Source organism: Jejubacter calystegiae (assembly GCF_005671395.1).
Taxonomy (GTDB): Bacteria; Pseudomonadota; Gammaproteobacteria; order Enterobacterales; family Enterobacteriaceae; genus Jejubacter; species Jejubacter calystegiae.
This window is the reverse complement of record NZ_CP040428.1, coordinates 4,549,390-4,563,606: the sequence shown is the minus strand read 5'-3', so window position 1 is coordinate 4,563,606 and position 14,217 is coordinate 4,549,390. Positions and strand designations below refer to the sequence as shown.

Here is a 14,217-nt window from a genome sequence, read left to right as displayed (position 1 = left end):
CAGGCATTGTTTAGGTAGAATTATGGATTACATATCATTTTCAGTGTTGTTATCATTATATAATAAAGAAAAGGAAAATAACCTTGATACCTGCTTGAAAAGCCTTTATGAACAATCGCTCAAGCCAGAGCAGGTTGTTATAGTTTTTGACGGGTATATTGATGAAGGTTTGCGTGCTGTAGTGTCTAAATATAGTGAAATATTACCTATATCTACTGTTCCGCTGGAAAAAAATGTTGGGCTCGGTAACGCCCTGAACATAGGGATGAAATATTGTAGGAATGAAATTGTTGCCAGAATGGATACTGACGATATTTGCTGCTCGGACCGTTTTATAAAACAGATATCATATATTAACGAAAATCCTGATATAGCAATAGTCGGTTCTATGATCGATGAATACAACGAAGATTTTTCTATTCGACTGGGACGACGCATAACAGTTTGTGAACATGAAGATATTGTGGGTTACGCAAAAAAAAGAAATCCTTTTAACCATATGACAGTTGTATTCCGTAAAAGCTTCATTCTTTCTGTTGGTGGTTATAGGCATCATCTTTATATGGAGGACTATAATCTTTGGCTTAGAGTGTTGTCTACGGGAAAAAAAACATATAATTTTAAAGAGAGCTTGGTAAAAGTTAGGACAGGAACGTCTATGCTCAAACGTCGCAAAGGTATCCCATATATTTTAAGTGAATTTAAGTTGGCAAAACTAAAATATGCACTGGGCTATCAGGGAATAGGAGGAGCTATTGGTGTTTTATTTATCCGCTCTTTGCCCAGGTTATTACCAGTGAATATTTTGACAGCGGTATACAATACACTTAGAACTAAAAGGTGATAGTTAGTGAGGACTCTTTTTTGTTCAAAATTAACTGAAATTATTTTTCAGTATTTGTCATAAATCAGAGAACAAGATAGATTATTATCCTAGCTAGTCGCGAAATTAGTTTCAGCGTACAATATTACAGCAACCACACCCTGACAGGAGTATGTAATGTCCAAACAACAAATCGGCGTTGTCGGTATGGCAGTGATGGGGCGCAATCTGGCGCTCAACATCGAAAGCCGTGGCTATACCGTTTCCGTTTTCAACCGCTCCCGTGAAAAGACCGACGAAGTGATTGCCGAAAATCCCAGCAAGAAGTTGGTGCCGCACTTTACGGTACAGGAGTTTGTTGAATCCCTTGAAAAGCCGCGTCGTATCCTGTTGATGGTGAAGGCCGGTGAGGGCACTGATAAGACTATCGAGTCGCTGAAGCCGTACCTGGAAAAAGGGGATATCCTGATCGACGGTGGTAATACCTTCTTCCAGGACACTATCCGTCGCAACCGTGAACTCTCTGCCGAAGGCTTCAATTTTATCGGTACCGGGGTTTCTGGTGGTGAAGAGGGGGCGCTGAAAGGGCCTTCCATTATGCCTGGCGGTCAGAAAGAAGCTTATGAGCTGGTGGCACCGATCCTGAAGCAGATTGCTGCCGTTGCCGAAGACGGTGAGCCCTGTGTGGCCTATATTGGCGCAGACGGTGCCGGTCACTATGTGAAGATGGTGCATAACGGTATCGAATACGGCGATATGCAGCTGATTGCTGAAGCCTATTCCCTGCTCAAGCACGGTCTGAACCTGTCCAATGAAGAGCTGGCGACTACCTTCTCTGAGTGGAACAAAGGTGAACTAAGCAGCTACCTGATCGATATTACCAAGGATATCTTCACCAAAAAAGACGATGCTGGTAACTATCTGGTCGACGTAATTCTGGACGAAGCGGCGAACAAAGGCACCGGTAAATGGACCAGCCAGAGCTCGCTGGATCTCGGTGAACCGCTGTCATTAATCACTGAGTCAGTATTCGCACGCTATATCTCTTCCCTGAAAGAGCAGCGTGTGGCGGCTTCTAAAGTGCTGACCGGTCCGCAGTCTCAGCCTTTCGCGGGTGATAAAGCCGAATTTAGCGAAAAAGTACGTCGTGCCCTGTACCTGGGTAAAATCGTCTCCTATGCGCAGGGCTTCTCACAGCTGCGCGCTGCGTCTGACGAATACAACTGGGATCTCAACTACGGCGAAATCGCCAAAATCTTCCGCGCTGGTTGCATTATCCGTGCTCAATTCCTGCAGAAGATCACCGATGCCTATGAGCAGAACCCGGCCATTGCCAACCTGCTGCTGGCGCCGTACTTTAAGCAGATTGCCGATGAGTATCAGCAGGCGCTGCGTGATGTAGTGGCTTATGCGGTACAGAATGGTATCCCGACCCCGACCTTCTCTGCGGCTATCTCCTACTACGATAGCTATCGCTCTGCCGTGCTGCCGGCCAACCTGATTCAGGCTCAGCGCGACTATTTCGGTGCCCATACCTATAAGCGTACCGATAAAGAGGGCGTGTTCCATACCGAGTGGCTGGAAGATTAAGCTAATTCTTAATTAGTCACCTGAAAACCAGCTGATTTATCAGCTGGTTTTTTTTATTATCAAAGGGACTACTGGAAGTAGAGAGACTATCTCCGTCAACGGCGGAGGTAATAGCGCTAAAGTAGTCGGTTAGTATACGAGATCAAAGATTGCTGAACTGTTGTCGAGTGCCGATTATTTCGCTATCCGGCATTAGATAAATCGCATTTTCAACCTTTTCTTAGTAAAGTGGCCCCGGCGATTTTCGGGGGAGTATGCGATACTTCTTGCCGCATATCTTTTGTGGGCAGTTTCTTTGATGGTTTTTGGGGTTAATTTTTAAAGGTTACTATGAACCAGAATTCTCAGGCGGCACAAGGTGTAAGCCGCTCGCCGGAAACGGTCGATCTGCTGGATCTGCTGATGCAGCTGTGGCGCGGTAAAAAAACCATTATCGCCTTTGTGATTATCTTTATTCTGCTGACCGTGGCTTATCTGTTTGTGGCTAAGGAAAAGTGGAGCTCTTCAGCGATTGTGACGCTGCCGGATTCCGGACAGATTGCTAACTACAGTAACTCGATGGGAATTATCTATAGCCAGAATCGGGGATCGGCACCGTCAGTTAGCGATATCCAGAATCGTTTCTTTACCCGCTTTAACTCTCTGATTTCGGCACTTTCCGAAGAGCTGGATAATCAGGAAAAACCAGAGTCATTAGCCATTGAACCAGCGGTAAAAGGACAGTCGGTACCGCTTAAAATCAGCTACGTCGGCTCCAGCGCTGAAGAAGCGCGTAAAACCCTCACTGCCTATATTGATAAGATTAACCAGCGGGTTATTGATGAACTGAACGCTGATTTGGTGACCAATATCAACGCCACCATGAAGGATCTTAAGAGCTCGCTGGATGCTCAGGAAGCCTCGGCAAAGGCCCAGCGCGAGCAGCGGCTGGAGATTCTGCGTCAGGCGCTAAAGGTGGCCGAGCAGAGCAATATCAAGGATACTATGGTTAGACAGGCGGAGACCCTTTCTGAGGATACGCTGTTTGTGCTGGGAACCGATGCGTTGTCGGCAACCCTTAAGAATGAATCTACCCGCCCGCTGCCATTGAAAGATCAGTACTATAATACCCTGCAGTCCTATCTGGCGGTGAAGGCACTGGCCCAGAAGCCGGATATCAGTAGCTCATTCCACTATGTGATGAAGCCTAATCTGCCGGTACGGCGTGATAGCCCGAAGCGTGGCCTGACGCTGGTACTGGCGGCGTTACTGGGTGGGATGATTGGTTCCGGCGTGGTGTTGGTTCGCAACGCGCTGCGTAACTATAAGCCTGCCGCGTAATCTATAGCCATCGAATAAAAAAGCCCGCCGTTAAAAAACGGCGGGCTTTTTTGATCCGGGGAGACGTAACTACTGATGCCTGCCCCGCAAATTCTCAATCACCGCCCCTAAATCGAGCTGCTGATCCTGAAGAAGCACCAGCAGATGGTAGACCAGGTCGGAAGCTTCATTAACCAGCTCTTCACGGTCGTGCACCGTGGCGGCCAGCGCGGTTTCCACCCCTTCTTCGCCCACCTTCTGGGCAATACGCTTGGTGCCGCTGGCGTAGAGCTTCGCGGTATAAGAGCTTTCAGGGGCGGCCTGTTTACGCTCCGCCAGCAGCTGTTCGAGCTGATACAGGAACAGCCACTGGTGCTGTGGCGCATCGCCAAAGCAGCTGGTGGTGCCTTTATGGCAGGTGGGGCCGATGGGGTTAGCCTGAATCAGCAGAGTGTCGTTATCGCAGTCCGCCGCAATACTGACCAGCTTCAGGAAGTGGCCGGAACTTTCACCCTTGGTCCACAGCCGCTGTTTGCTGCGTGAATAGAAAGTGACGTTACCGCTCTCCTGGGTTTGCTTCAGCGCTTCCGGCGTCATATAGCCGAGCATCAGCACCTCGCCGGATGCCGCATGCTGGACGATGGCGGGGATCATATTGTCGGTTTTGGCCCAGTCCAGCGCCTCTGTCTGTTTCTCTGTTAACACTGTCGAATCTCCACGCCCTGTTGCGCCAGGTAAGCTTTTAGCTCACCGATATTGATAATCTGTTTATGAAATACGGATGCCGCCAGCGCGCCGTCCACTGCCGCATCGCGGAAGGCTTCCAGAAAGTGCTCCATGGTTCCGGCGCCGCCAGAGGCGATAAGGGGGACGCGGCAAACCTCGCGCACTTTGGCGAGCTGCTCCAGATCGTAGCCGTTGCGCACGCCGTCCTGGTTCATCATATTCAGTACGATTTCACCGGCGCCGCGTTGCTGTACTTCCTGTACCCAGTCCAGGGTCTGCCACTGGGTGATCCGGGTGCGGCTCTCGTCGCCGGTATACTGGTTAACCTGATATTTACCGCTTTGTTGGTCGAACCAGGTGTCGATACCCACCACGATGCACTGCACGCCAAAGCGCTCCGCCAGCCGGGTAATCAGCGTTGGGTCCGCCAGCGCCGGGGAATTGATGGAGATTTTATCGGCCCCGAAGGAGAGGATCTGAAGCGCATCGGCCTCTGATTTAATCCCGCCCGCCACGCAGAACGGAATATCGATAACCTCCGCCACCCGTGAAACCCAGCTCTTATCCACTACCCGGCCATCGCTGGAGGCGGTGATATCGTAAAACACCAGTTCGTCGGCGCCTTCTTCGGCATAGCGTCTGGCCAGCGGGACGATGTCGCCGATGATCTCGTGGTTGCGGAACTGCACGCCCTTAACCACCTGACCGTCGCGCACGTCCAGGCAGGGGATTATCCGTTTTGCCAGCATTGGATTGCCTCCTTCACATCAAATTTTCCTTCCAGCAGGGCACGGCCAACAATTACGCCGCTCACGCCGCTGCCGCGCAACGCTCTAATATCGGAAAGTGCCCCGATGCCGCCAGAGGCCTGAAAGCCCACCTGGGGATAGAGGGTGCAGATTTCGCGATACAGCCCGACATTGGAGCCGCTCAGAGTTCCATCGCGGGAGATATCGGTGCACAGCACGTGGCGCAGCCCCAGAGGCAGAAAGTGTTCCACCAGTTGCTCCAGAGTCACGCCTGAGGTTTCCTGCCAGCCGCTCACCGCCACCTGCTTATTACCGGCCTCGTCGATACGGACGTCCAGCGCCAGTACAATGGCTTCGGCGCCAAAGCGTTCAAACCATTGGCCGACCACATCCGGGGATTTCACCGCCGTGGAGCCGACCACTACGCGGCTGGCGCCTGCCGCCAGCAGAGCTTCCACATCTTCCGCGCTGCGAACGCCGCCGCCGACCTGAACCGGCACGCTTACGCCCGCCAGCAGGCTTTTCAGCAGTGGGAGCTGGCGCTGGTTCGGATCTTTGGCGCCGGTCAGATCCACCAGGTGCAGCACCTGCGCGCCTTGCGCCTGGTAATCCTGTAGCCGCGGCAGCGGGGAGCTGCCGTAGTCGCGCTGCTTGCCGTAATCGCCCTGATGGAGACGCACCACCTTGCCGTCAATTAAATCTAAAGCCGGGATAATCATTTACATCTCCAGGAAATTTTTCAGAAGCTGCGCGCCCGCTTTGCCGGAGCGTTCCGGGTGGAACTGCACGCCGTAAAAGTTCTCTTGCTGTGCCGCGGCGCTAAAGGCATCGCCGTAATCGCAGCGGGCGATGGTGGCCTCGCTCACCGGCATGGCGTAGCCGTGCACGAAGTAGAAGTAAGCCCCGTCGTCAACGTTGCGAAACAGCGGATTACCCTGTTCAGGAAAGACCTGGTTCCAGCCCATATGGGGCAGCGGCAGGCCGCGGTCGACCATTTTCACCACCGGCTGGTCGATAACGCCTAAGGTGTCGATGCCGTTACTCTCTTCGCTACAGCGTGCCAGTAGCTGCATCCCCAGGCAGATACCCAGCACTGGCTGGGTACAGCGGCTGATAAGCCCGATCAAATCGCGCTCGCGCAGTTGATTCATGGCGGCCCGGGCGGTGCCGACTCCCGGCAGAAACAGCTTGTCGGCGCGCAGCACCACTTCCGGGTCGAGGCTAACGGTGGGGTTAGCTCCCAGTCGCTGTACCGCCCATTTTACCGACGAAAGATTGGCGCAGCCGGTATCCAGAATCACCACATTCATCACAGCACTCCTTTTGATGAGGGGAGGGCGTCGCCTTCCACGCGGATCGCCTGGCGCAGGGTGCGGCCAAAGGCCTTAAACAGGCTTTCCACCCGATGATGGTCATTCTTGCCCTTGGTTTTCAGATGCAGGGTGACGCCCATGGCATAAGAGAGGGAACGGAAGAAGTGCTCTACCATTTCGGTGCTCAGGTCGCCCACCCGCTGGAAGTTAAACTCGGCTTTGTATTCCAGGTGCGGACGGCCGGAGATATCCAGTGCGCAGCGCGCCAGGCATTCGTCCATCGGCAGCACGAAGCCAAAGCGGCCAATACCGCGTTTGTCGCCCAGCGCCAGTTTCAGCGCCTCGCCCAGCGCCAGACCGGTATCTTCCACGGTGTGGTGATCGTCGATATAGAGATCGCCTTTGACTTCGACGGCCATACGAAACCCGCCGTGGGTGGCTATCTGATCCAGCATATGGTCGAAGAAGCCAACGCCGGTGTTGAACTGGCTACCGCCTTCACGATCCAGCCACACCTGTACGTCGATCTGGGTCTCTTTGGTATTGCGTTCAACGTGGGCGTAGCGATCGCGCTGAGTCAGACGTTCGCCGATGGTCGGCCAGTCCAGGCCGTCAGTGCCGTAGCGCAGGCCCTGAATACCCATGTTTTCGGCAAGCGTTAGATCGGTGGCGCGATCGCCAATCACATAGCTGCTGGCTTTATCCATTACGCCATCTGCCAGCCAGGGTTGTACCAGCGCGGTCTTCGGTTTGCGGCAGTCGCAGTTATCCGCAGGCAGGTGCGGGCAGATCAGCACTTCGTCGAAGCGTACGCCCTGGGAATCGAACACCTGCATCATCAGGTTATGCGGGCCATCGAAGTCGCCCTGGGGGAAACTGTCAGTTCCCAATCCATCCTGGTTGGTGATCATAATCAGCTTAAAGCCCGCCTGCTGTAGCTTAAGTAAGGTCGGGATCACCTGAGGCTCAAAGGCCAGTTTATCGAAACGGTCAACCTGGTAATCGACCGGCGGCTCGCTAATCAGCGTACCGTCGCGATCGATAAAGAGAAACTTCTGACTCATAGGGTCTCCTGATTTGCCCGTACGGCGAGCTGGTTAAGGGCGTCGAGCAGACGCTGGCATTCGGTACGGGTGCCGATGCTGATGCGCAGGCACTCTTCCAGACCGGGTTGTTTATGCTGATTACGAAGGATAATGCCGCGATCCCAAAGCCGCTGGAACAGGGGCTGGGAGCGGTCGAAGCGCACCAGCAGATAGTTGGTTTGCGATTCAAAGACCTGGTCGACGCCGGGTAACGTACCCAACTGTTCGAGCAGGTACTGGCGGTTGTCCAGAGTTTCCGCCACCCGCTGGCGCATGGCGGCGATCCCTTCGGCGCTCAGGGCCTGGGCGGCGATATCGGCCACCGGGGTTGAGAGCGGGTAGGGGGCGATAACCTTAAGCAGCATCTGAATCAGCGGTGCGTTAGCCAGGGTAAAGCCGCAGCGTAGCCCTGCCAGCGCAAAGGCTTTAGAGAGCGTGCGCAGAATAGCCAGGTGCGGATAGTCGTTGAGCCAGCCCGCCAGGGAGGCGGTGGGGCAGAATTCAATATAGGCTTCGTCCGCCACTACGATGGCGCGACCGCGGGTCATCTCCAGCAGCGCGCGCAGGTCATCCGGGTTGATTAACTGACCGGTAGGGTTGTTGGGGCTGCAAACGAATACCACTTTTACGCCATCTAATTGGGCTTCAATAGCGGGCAGATCGAGCTGCCAGCCGTTGATGGCCGGTACGGTGCGGCAGTCTACGCCAATGGTTTCAGCGCTGACGCTGTACATGCCGTAAGTGGGCGGGCAGTAGAGCACGGCGTCCTGGCCCGGCTCGCAGAAGGCGCGAATCAGTAGTTCGATGCCTTCATCGGCGCCGCGGCTGACCAGCACCTGCTCCGGTTTAACCCCGGCGTAGTCGGCATAGCGGCGAATCACCTCCGCAGGCTGGCACTCCGGGTAGCGGTTCAGGGTCTGCATGGTCAGCTGAAACGGCACCGCCGTCGGGAATTCATTGGCATTCAGCCAGACATCGCCATTACCGCCCAGACGGCGAGCGGACTGGTAAGGGGTGAGCTCGCGCACGTTGGCGCGGGCAAGGGCCTCGATCTCGTTCATTTCTGCTCCTCCAGCGCCGCCAGACGCAGTGAAACCGCATTCTTGTGAGCCGTTAGCTGTTCCGCAGCGGCAAGGATCTCAATGGTGGCGGCGAGCCCGGCAAAGCCCTGCTGGCTCAGCTCCTGCACTGTCATCCGCTTCTGGAAGTCCGCCAGTCCCAGGCTGGAGCAGGTGGCGGTGTAGCCATAGGTCGGCAGCACGTGGTTGGTGCCGGAAGCATAATCTCCGGCGGATTCCGGCGACCAGTCGCCAAGGAACACCGAACCGGCGCTGGTAATGCCCTCGACCAGCGATCGGGCGTCGGCGGTCTGAATAATCAGGTGCTCGGGGCCGTACTGGTTGGAGATCTCCACGCACTGAGCAAGAGAGCGAGCCACAATCAGGCGGCTGGCGGCCAGAGCCTGGCGGGCGGTTTCCGCGCGCGGCAGGGCGGCAAGCTGGCGCTCTACCGCGGTGGCCACCCGTTGCGCCATGGCGCTATCCGGCGTCAGCAGAATCACCTGAGAATCCGGGCCGTGCTCCGCCTGGGAAAGCAGGTCAGAGGCGACAAAGTCAGGGTTAGCGCGCGCATCGGCAATCACCAGCACTTCCGATGGCCCGGCGGGCATATCGATGGCGGCGCCGTCCAGTCGCTGACTAATCTGGCGTTTGGCTTCGGTGACAAAGGCGTTACCCGGGCCGAAGATTTTATCCGCCTGCGGCACGCTATCGGTGCCGAAGGCGAGGGCGGCGATCGCCTGGGCGCCACCGACCTGGAACACCTCCTGCACGCCGCACAGTTTGGCCGCATAGAGGATCTCATCACTGATGGGTGGCGGCGAGCACAGTACCACCCGGCGGCAACCGGCGATGCGCGCCGGGGTCGCCAGCATCAGCACCGTGGAAAACAGCGGCGCCGAACCGCCGGGAATATAAAGCCCCACCGCGTCGATAGGGCGGGTTACCTGCTGGCAGCGCACGCCGGGGCGGGTTTCCACGTCTACCGCAGGCAGTTGCTGGGCGCGGTGAAAGGTTTCGATATTGGCGACGGCAACGGCCATCGCCTGCTTCAGTTCGTCGCTCAGGCGTTCAGCGGCGGCGTCGATTTCCGCCTGACTCACCTTCAGGTCCTGCACTTCGGTGTTATCGAAGCGGGCGCTATATTCGCGCAGGGCGGCATCGCCACGCGCTTTAACGTTATCCAGAATCTCGCTGACGGTACGGCTGATGCTGTCGGAAGCGGCAATGGCCGGGCGCATCAGCAGTTCGCGCTGGCGTTGGGCGTCGCAATCGTTCCAGTTAATGACGGTATTAAAGGCCATGGTGGTTACTCCATCATCTTCTCAATCGGCAGGACCAGGATCGAGCTGGCGCCCAGCGCTTTTAGCTTTTCCATGGTTTCCCAGAACAGGGTTTCGCTGCTGACCATGTGCATGGCTACCCGCTGCTTATCGCCAGCCAGCGGCAGAATAGTGGGGCGCTCGGCGCCGGGCAGCAGCGCCACCACTTCTTCCAGACGCTCGCTGGGGGCGTGCAGCATAATATATTTGGATTCCCGTGCCTGGATAACCCCCTGAATGCGGGTCTGCAGTTTATCGATCAACTGCTGTTTGTTGTCCGGCATCTCGCCGTCGCGCTGAATCAGACAGGCTTTGGAGCGGTAGATAACCTCGACTTCACGCAGGCCGTTGGCTTCAAGCGTTGCGCCGGTAGAAACCAGATCGCAGATGGCGTCGGCCAGCCCGGCACGGGGGGCCACTTCCACAGAACCATTCAGCAGGCAGGATTTAAACGGGACTTGTTTCTGGTCGAGGTAGCGTTTCAGCAGGTGCGGGTAAGAGGTAGCGATACGTTTATCAGAGAGAGAGGCGATGCCGTCCCAGGGCTCGTCCACCGGGGCGGCCAGCGACAGGCGGCAACCGCCGAAGTCCAGACGCCGCAGGGTGAAGTAGCGCGGATCTTCGCCCTGGGCGCGGCGGCTGAGCAGCTCCTCTTCCAGCACGTTCTCGCCGATAATGCCAAGATCTACTACGCCGTCCATTACCAGGCCCGGAATATCGTCATCGCGCACCCGCAGAATATCGATGGGCATATTCTCCGCCAGGGCGATCAGACGCTGGGTGTGCAGGTTAACCTTAATGCCGCAGCGGGCCAGTAATTCGCGTGAATCATCGCTTAAACGGCCGGATTTCTGAATAGCTATGCGTAAACGGGTGTTGTCTGACATTGTGCTCTACCTCTGATTTGGTAAAAATTCTGCTGAAACCGCGCAATAAAAAAGCCCCCGGAAGGCGATCTTCCGGGGGCTCTCTGTCTTGCGTTCTGCACCACTGGAAGATCTGAATGTCTTCCAGCACACATCGCCTGAAAGACTAGTCAGGATGATGGTGATGATGGTGGTGTTTAAATTGAACGCAATTCATAGCAATCTCGTCTGAATGATTATTCATAACCTGTGACGCTTACCCTAAACCAGTTTGAACGCGGAACGCAAGGGCTTTTTTAGTGAAAATATTCCGGTCATTAATTCTGCTCCGAGATCATGATTGCCACGGTGTCCGGCTCCAGGGCGCGGAACAGATGTTCGCGATCCGCGGGGTAACAGATATAGTCGCCGGGGCCCAGTTCCTCAAGGGCTTCGGTCAGCCCCAGCAACGCCCGGCCGCGGGTAATGATCATATGCTCTACCGAACCCGGCGGGTGAGGGGGCGACAGGCGATCGGCGCCGGGTTGAACCACCACCTGGTATATGTCGCGCCGGGCGCCTGGGGGGCAGTTGGCCAGTAAAATTGCCTGATAGTTAGAGTGTTCCGCCGTGACCCGGCTCCCTTCGCCGTAGCGCAGCACCCGGGTGGTGGTTTCCTGGTGTTCCAGAAGCTGGGCGAAGGGGATGTTCAGGGCCACGCACAGCGACCAGAGGGTCTCGATACTGGGATTACCGTGGCCGCCTTCCAGCTGCGATAGCGTGGATTTAGCGATGCCGGCGCGTCGGGCGACTTCGCTTAGCGACAGGCCAGCGCGTTCCCGCTCCCGGACCAGACTCTGGGCGATGACGCGGATCGGTTGGGTCATGAAAACTCCGTTATTCCTGATACTGAATGTTTTTTTAAATGAACATAACGTTCATCTTGATAAACGGTCACACGATGTTCATTATAATGGATACTTCCGTTCGATGAAGAATCTATTGAGGTTATTTATGTTCACTCAGCGTTTCGCCTGTCTGCCGGGCGAGACTAAAAAAGCTGTCTTACTGGTTTGCCTGGCCGTGGGGGTCGTTGGGGTTTCCTATGGCTCACTGGCGCTGGCTTATGGTTTCCCGCTCTGGGTGCCGGTGGTTTCTTCCATGCTGGTGTTGGCCGGGGCATCGGAATTTATGTTCGTGGCGATTATCGCCAGCGGCGGCAGCCCGATTACCGCGGCGCTGGCGGGGCTACTGGTGAATGCCCGCCATATTCCGTTCGGCGTTGCGGTGCGTGAACTGGTCGGCGGGAGGCTGAGTCAGCTTCTGGGCTGCCATATTATGAATGACGAGAGCGTGGTGTTCGGCATGTCCCAGCCGACCCTGGAAAAACGTAAGGCCGCCTACTGGCTGTGTGGAATCGGCGTGGCGATCGCCTGGCCGCTGGGGGTTTTGCTCGGCGGCGGTGTCGGCAATTTTCTGCCTGCCCCGGAAACTATTGGCCTTGATGCCGTCTTTCCGGCCATTCTGCTGGCGCTGGTGGTTCCGGCCTTAAAGAAACGCACGACCCTGATTCGCGCCAGCACCGGCGCCGTGATTTCACTGGCCGCCGTACCCTTTACCCCCACCGGTCTGCCGGTGCTGTTATCGATGCTGGGCTTACTGGCAAGGAGGAAATAGTGTCGGAGACCCTGATGATTATTATCGGCATCGCCATTCTGGCGGCGGGCACCTGGCTGATGCGCTATTCCGGTGCGGTGCTGGGCAACCGGCTGGCGTTTTCGGAACGCGCTCAGGCGCTGCTAACCGATGCCGCCACCACGCTGCTGTTCTCTGTCGCGCTGGCGGCCACCATTTATGAGAACGACCACTTTGCGGGTATGGCCCGGGTGGCGGGCGTGCTGGTGGCGGTGTTTCTGGCCTGGCGCAAGGCGCCGCTGATTGTAGTGATTGTGGCGGCGGCCGTGGTAACCGCCGGGCTGCGTTACCTTGGGGTGCATTAAAAACGTCATTTTGCACGGTTATTGAGCCAGGATTGATGCCGTGAATTGTCAGTTTGCCGCTGCTGGCGTAGCCTTAACGCAATAGGTAAGCAGGCTTCCTTTTAAAAAGGAGTATCAAGGCATGAAAAAGGTCGCGATTGTCGGGTTAGGGTGGCTGGGGATGCCCCTGGCGCTCTCCCTGATCGGTAAGGGCTGGCAGGTTACCGGCAGTAAAACCACAGAGGATGGCGTAGAAGCGGCGCGGATGTGCGGGCTGGAAAGTTATCTGCTGCGGCTTACTCCGGAACTTGAGTGTGACAGTGACGATCTTGAAGCGCTGCTCGAGGTCGACGCGCTGGTGATTACGCTCCCGGTCCGCCGCAGCGGCGAGGGGGAAGACTTTTACCTGCTGGCGGTGCAGGAGATTGTCGACAGCGCTCTGGCACACGCTATCCCGCATATTGTCTTTATCAGTTCCACCTCGGTTTATGGCGATGCCGAAGGGGTGATGACGGAAGATTCTCCGCTGAACCCGGTAACCGACAGCGGTCGTTGGCTTCGGGAGCTGGAGCACTGGCTGCACGATTTGCCGGGCACGTCGGTGGATATTTTGCGCCTGTCCGGCCTGGTGGGGCCGGAGCGTCACCCCGGGCGCTTTTTCGCCGGTAAGCGCGCGCCCCACGGTAATCATGTGGTCAACCTGGTGCATCTGGAAGACGCCGTGGCGGCCATTGAACTGTTACTGGAAACGGAGGGCGGCGGTCGCCTGTATAACCTGAGCGCGCCGCAACATCCCACCCGCGGCCGTTTCTACTCGCAAATGAGTCGCCAGCTTGGTCTGGAAGCCCCGTTATTTAGCGATGACGCTAACGGCGGAACCGGCAAGCAGATAGACGGTAGTTTAATCTGCCGGGAACTGGGGTTTCATTACCGCCATCCTGACCCGGAAAGGATGCCGCTGGAGTAGAAAAATTCTTCAGGTCTGAGCGTAGAGCAATCCCGCGTGGCGCCTGACGGCGCGGCCTTTTGGCAGGGGGGCATTTTTCGTCAAAAAAGAATTGGCCGATCGTGGCTTTTTCATCTTGTCATCCGGTCATTTCCTGGTGCAAAATACGCGCCCTGCAAAACGAGAGATTAACCGACGTTGAAAAGGCGTCGGTTATTTTTTTGCATGCATACCCGTCATTCTTCAGGCAGCAGATGCGTTGGCTGCGCTCGCTCACCCCGGTCACATAGTACGGCTATGCTCCCGGGGATTCACGAGCTTGCCGCCTTCCTGCAGCCTGAATTATTTAGGGTATGGCAAAGTTAATTAAATAAAAGAGGCCGGGCTCAGTACCGGATAGATACTTACTTTAAAAAGCACGACAGATGTGTCGCCGAGGAAAACTAAGATGGTGCAATTTTTTGTTTTTGCGTCAGGGGGTT

The 14,217-nt window shown here is 56.0% G+C and carries 16 protein-coding genes and 1 other annotated feature; of the genes, 6 read left to right on the top strand and 10 right to left on the bottom strand.

Going from position 1 to position 14,217, the window contains the following annotated elements; genetic code table 11:
- The first annotated feature begins 22 nt into the window (after positions 1 to 22).
- The 3 genes from FEM41_RS21450 to wzzB all read left to right on the top strand — a co-directional run bounded on the left by FEM41_RS21450 (position 23) and on the right by wzzB (position 3,733).
- Positions 23 to 844 (top strand): glycosyltransferase, encoded by an 822-nt coding sequence (locus FEM41_RS21450; protein ID WP_138098255.1) that lies wholly within the window; start codon positions 23 to 25, stop codon positions 842 to 844.
- A gap of 156 nt (positions 845 to 1,000) precedes the next feature.
- The gene (gene gndA, locus FEM41_RS21445; RefSeq protein ID WP_138098253.1) at positions 1,001 to 2,413 is read left to right on the top strand and encodes an NADP-dependent phosphogluconate dehydrogenase; all 1,413 of its coding nucleotides are present in this window, start codon (positions 1,001 to 1,003) and stop codon (positions 2,411 to 2,413) included.
- Between the two features lie 330 nt (positions 2,414 to 2,743).
- Entirely contained in the window at positions 2,744 to 3,733 is a 990-nt protein-coding gene (gene wzzB, locus FEM41_RS21440; RefSeq protein WP_138098251.1) for an LPS O-antigen chain length determinant protein WzzB, read from the top strand.
- 69 nt (positions 3,734 to 3,802) lie between these two features.
- Here wzzB and hisIE read toward each other — a convergent pair whose 3' ends face one another.
- From hisIE to FEM41_RS21390, 10 genes are all read right to left on the bottom strand, one after another.
- The gene (hisIE, locus tag FEM41_RS21435; RefSeq protein WP_138098249.1) at positions 3,803 to 4,417 is read right to left on the bottom strand and encodes a bifunctional phosphoribosyl-AMP cyclohydrolase/phosphoribosyl-ATP diphosphatase HisIE; all 615 of its coding nucleotides are present in this window, start codon (positions 4,415 to 4,417) and stop codon (positions 3,803 to 3,805) included.
- On the bottom strand, positions 4,411 to 5,187 hold the full coding sequence (gene hisF / locus FEM41_RS21430) for an imidazole glycerol phosphate synthase subunit HisF (RefSeq protein ID WP_138098247.1): 777 nt from the start codon (positions 5,185 to 5,187) through the stop codon (positions 4,411 to 4,413). The genes hisIE and hisF overlap by 7 nt, the downstream gene beginning before the upstream one ends.
- On the bottom strand, positions 5,169 to 5,906 hold the full coding sequence (gene hisA, locus FEM41_RS21425) for a 1-(5-phosphoribosyl)-5-[(5-phosphoribosylamino)methylideneamino]imidazole-4-carboxamide isomerase (protein ID WP_138098245.1): 738 nt from the start codon (positions 5,904 to 5,906) through the stop codon (positions 5,169 to 5,171). Before hisA ends, hisF begins: the two co-directional genes overlap by 19 nt.
- The gene (gene hisH, locus FEM41_RS21420) at positions 5,907 to 6,497 is read right to left on the bottom strand and encodes an imidazole glycerol phosphate synthase subunit HisH (protein WP_138098243.1); all 591 of its coding nucleotides are present in this window, start codon (positions 6,495 to 6,497) and stop codon (positions 5,907 to 5,909) included. It abuts the gene before it with no gap.
- Complete coding sequence (hisB, locus tag FEM41_RS21415; protein WP_138098241.1) at positions 6,497 to 7,564, bottom strand: bifunctional histidinol-phosphatase/imidazoleglycerol-phosphate dehydratase HisB; 1,068 nt, start codon at positions 7,562 to 7,564, stop codon at positions 6,497 to 6,499. The genes hisH and hisB overlap by 1 nt, the downstream gene beginning before the upstream one ends.
- Complete coding sequence (hisC, locus tag FEM41_RS21410; RefSeq protein WP_138098239.1) at positions 7,561 to 8,646, bottom strand: histidinol-phosphate transaminase; 1,086 nt, start codon at positions 8,644 to 8,646, stop codon at positions 7,561 to 7,563. Before hisC ends, hisB begins: the two co-directional genes overlap by 4 nt.
- Positions 8,643 to 9,947 (bottom strand): histidinol dehydrogenase, encoded by a 1,305-nt coding sequence (gene hisD, locus FEM41_RS21405; protein WP_138098237.1) that lies wholly within the window; start codon positions 9,945 to 9,947, stop codon positions 8,643 to 8,645. The genes hisC and hisD overlap by 4 nt, the downstream gene beginning before the upstream one ends.
- 5 nt (positions 9,948 to 9,952) lie before the next feature.
- Entirely contained in the window at positions 9,953 to 10,852 is a 900-nt protein-coding gene (gene hisG, locus FEM41_RS21400) for an ATP phosphoribosyltransferase (RefSeq protein WP_138098235.1), read from the bottom strand.
- 45 nt (positions 10,853 to 10,897) lie between these two features.
- Positions 10,898 to 11,022: a sequence feature (His leader region), on the bottom strand.
- Entirely contained in the window at positions 10,998 to 11,048 is a 51-nt protein-coding gene (hisL, locus tag FEM41_RS21395; RefSeq protein WP_138099289.1) for a his operon leader peptide, read from the bottom strand. (Overlaps the previous feature by 25 nt.)
- Positions 11,049 to 11,148: 100 nt before the next feature.
- On the bottom strand, positions 11,149 to 11,697 hold the full coding sequence (locus FEM41_RS21390; protein ID WP_138098233.1) for a helix-turn-helix domain-containing protein: 549 nt from the start codon (positions 11,695 to 11,697) through the stop codon (positions 11,149 to 11,151).
- A 127-nt stretch (positions 11,698 to 11,824) separates the two neighbouring features.
- On the opposite strand from FEM41_RS21390, the gene FEM41_RS21385 reads away from it, so the two are divergent.
- From FEM41_RS21385 to FEM41_RS21375, 3 genes are all read left to right on the top strand, one after another.
- The gene (locus tag FEM41_RS21385; RefSeq protein ID WP_138098231.1) at positions 11,825 to 12,487 is read left to right on the top strand and encodes an AzlC family ABC transporter permease; all 663 of its coding nucleotides are present in this window, start codon (positions 11,825 to 11,827) and stop codon (positions 12,485 to 12,487) included.
- Entirely contained in the window at positions 12,487 to 12,810 is a 324-nt protein-coding gene (locus FEM41_RS21380; RefSeq protein ID WP_138098229.1) for an AzlD domain-containing protein, read from the top strand. Before FEM41_RS21385 ends, FEM41_RS21380 begins: the two co-directional genes overlap by 1 nt.
- Positions 12,811 to 12,931: 121 nt before the next feature.
- A complete protein-coding gene (locus FEM41_RS21375; protein WP_138098227.1) occupies positions 12,932 to 13,756 on the top strand; it encodes an SDR family oxidoreductase in 825 nt (274 codons plus the stop codon).
- Positions 13,757 to 14,217 lie beyond the last annotated feature (461 nt).

What these genes read in the sequence shown, in the direction of transcription:
- hisA (WP_138098245.1), bottom strand. Translation starts at nt 5,906, where the DNA reads ATGATTATCCCGGCTTTAGATTTAATTGACGGCAAGGTGGTGCGTCTC.
- hisG (WP_138098235.1), bottom strand. Translation starts at nt 10,852, where the DNA reads ATGTCAGACAACACCCGTTTACGCATAGCTATTCAGAAATCCGGCCGT.
- hisD (WP_138098237.1), bottom strand. Translation starts at nt 9,947, where the DNA reads ATGGCCTTTAATACCGTCATTAACTGGAACGATTGCGACGCCCAACGC.
- FEM41_RS21390 (WP_138098233.1), bottom strand. Translation starts at nt 11,697, where the DNA reads ATGACCCAACCGATCCGCGTCATCGCCCAGAGTCTGGTCCGGGAGCGG.
- FEM41_RS21450 (WP_138098255.1), top strand. Translation starts at nt 23, where the DNA reads ATGGATTACATATCATTTTCAGTGTTGTTATCATTATATAATAAAGAA.
- gndA (WP_138098253.1), top strand. Translation starts at nt 1,001, where the DNA reads ATGTCCAAACAACAAATCGGCGTTGTCGGTATGGCAGTGATGGGGCGC.
- FEM41_RS21385 (WP_138098231.1), top strand. Translation starts at nt 11,825, where the DNA reads ATGTTCACTCAGCGTTTCGCCTGTCTGCCGGGCGAGACTAAAAAAGCT.
- hisC (WP_138098239.1), bottom strand. Translation starts at nt 8,646, where the DNA reads ATGAACGAGATCGAGGCCCTTGCCCGCGCCAACGTGCGCGAGCTCACC.
- hisF (WP_138098247.1), bottom strand. Translation starts at nt 5,187, where the DNA reads ATGCTGGCAAAACGGATAATCCCCTGCCTGGACGTGCGCGACGGTCAG.
- hisH (WP_138098243.1), bottom strand. Translation starts at nt 6,497, where the DNA reads ATGAATGTGGTGATTCTGGATACCGGCTGCGCCAATCTTTCGTCGGTA.
- FEM41_RS21375 (WP_138098227.1), top strand. Translation starts at nt 12,932, where the DNA reads ATGAAAAAGGTCGCGATTGTCGGGTTAGGGTGGCTGGGGATGCCCCTG.
- hisB (WP_138098241.1), bottom strand. Translation starts at nt 7,564, where the DNA reads ATGAGTCAGAAGTTTCTCTTTATCGATCGCGACGGTACGCTGATTAGC.
- wzzB (WP_138098251.1), top strand. Translation starts at nt 2,744, where the DNA reads ATGAACCAGAATTCTCAGGCGGCACAAGGTGTAAGCCGCTCGCCGGAA.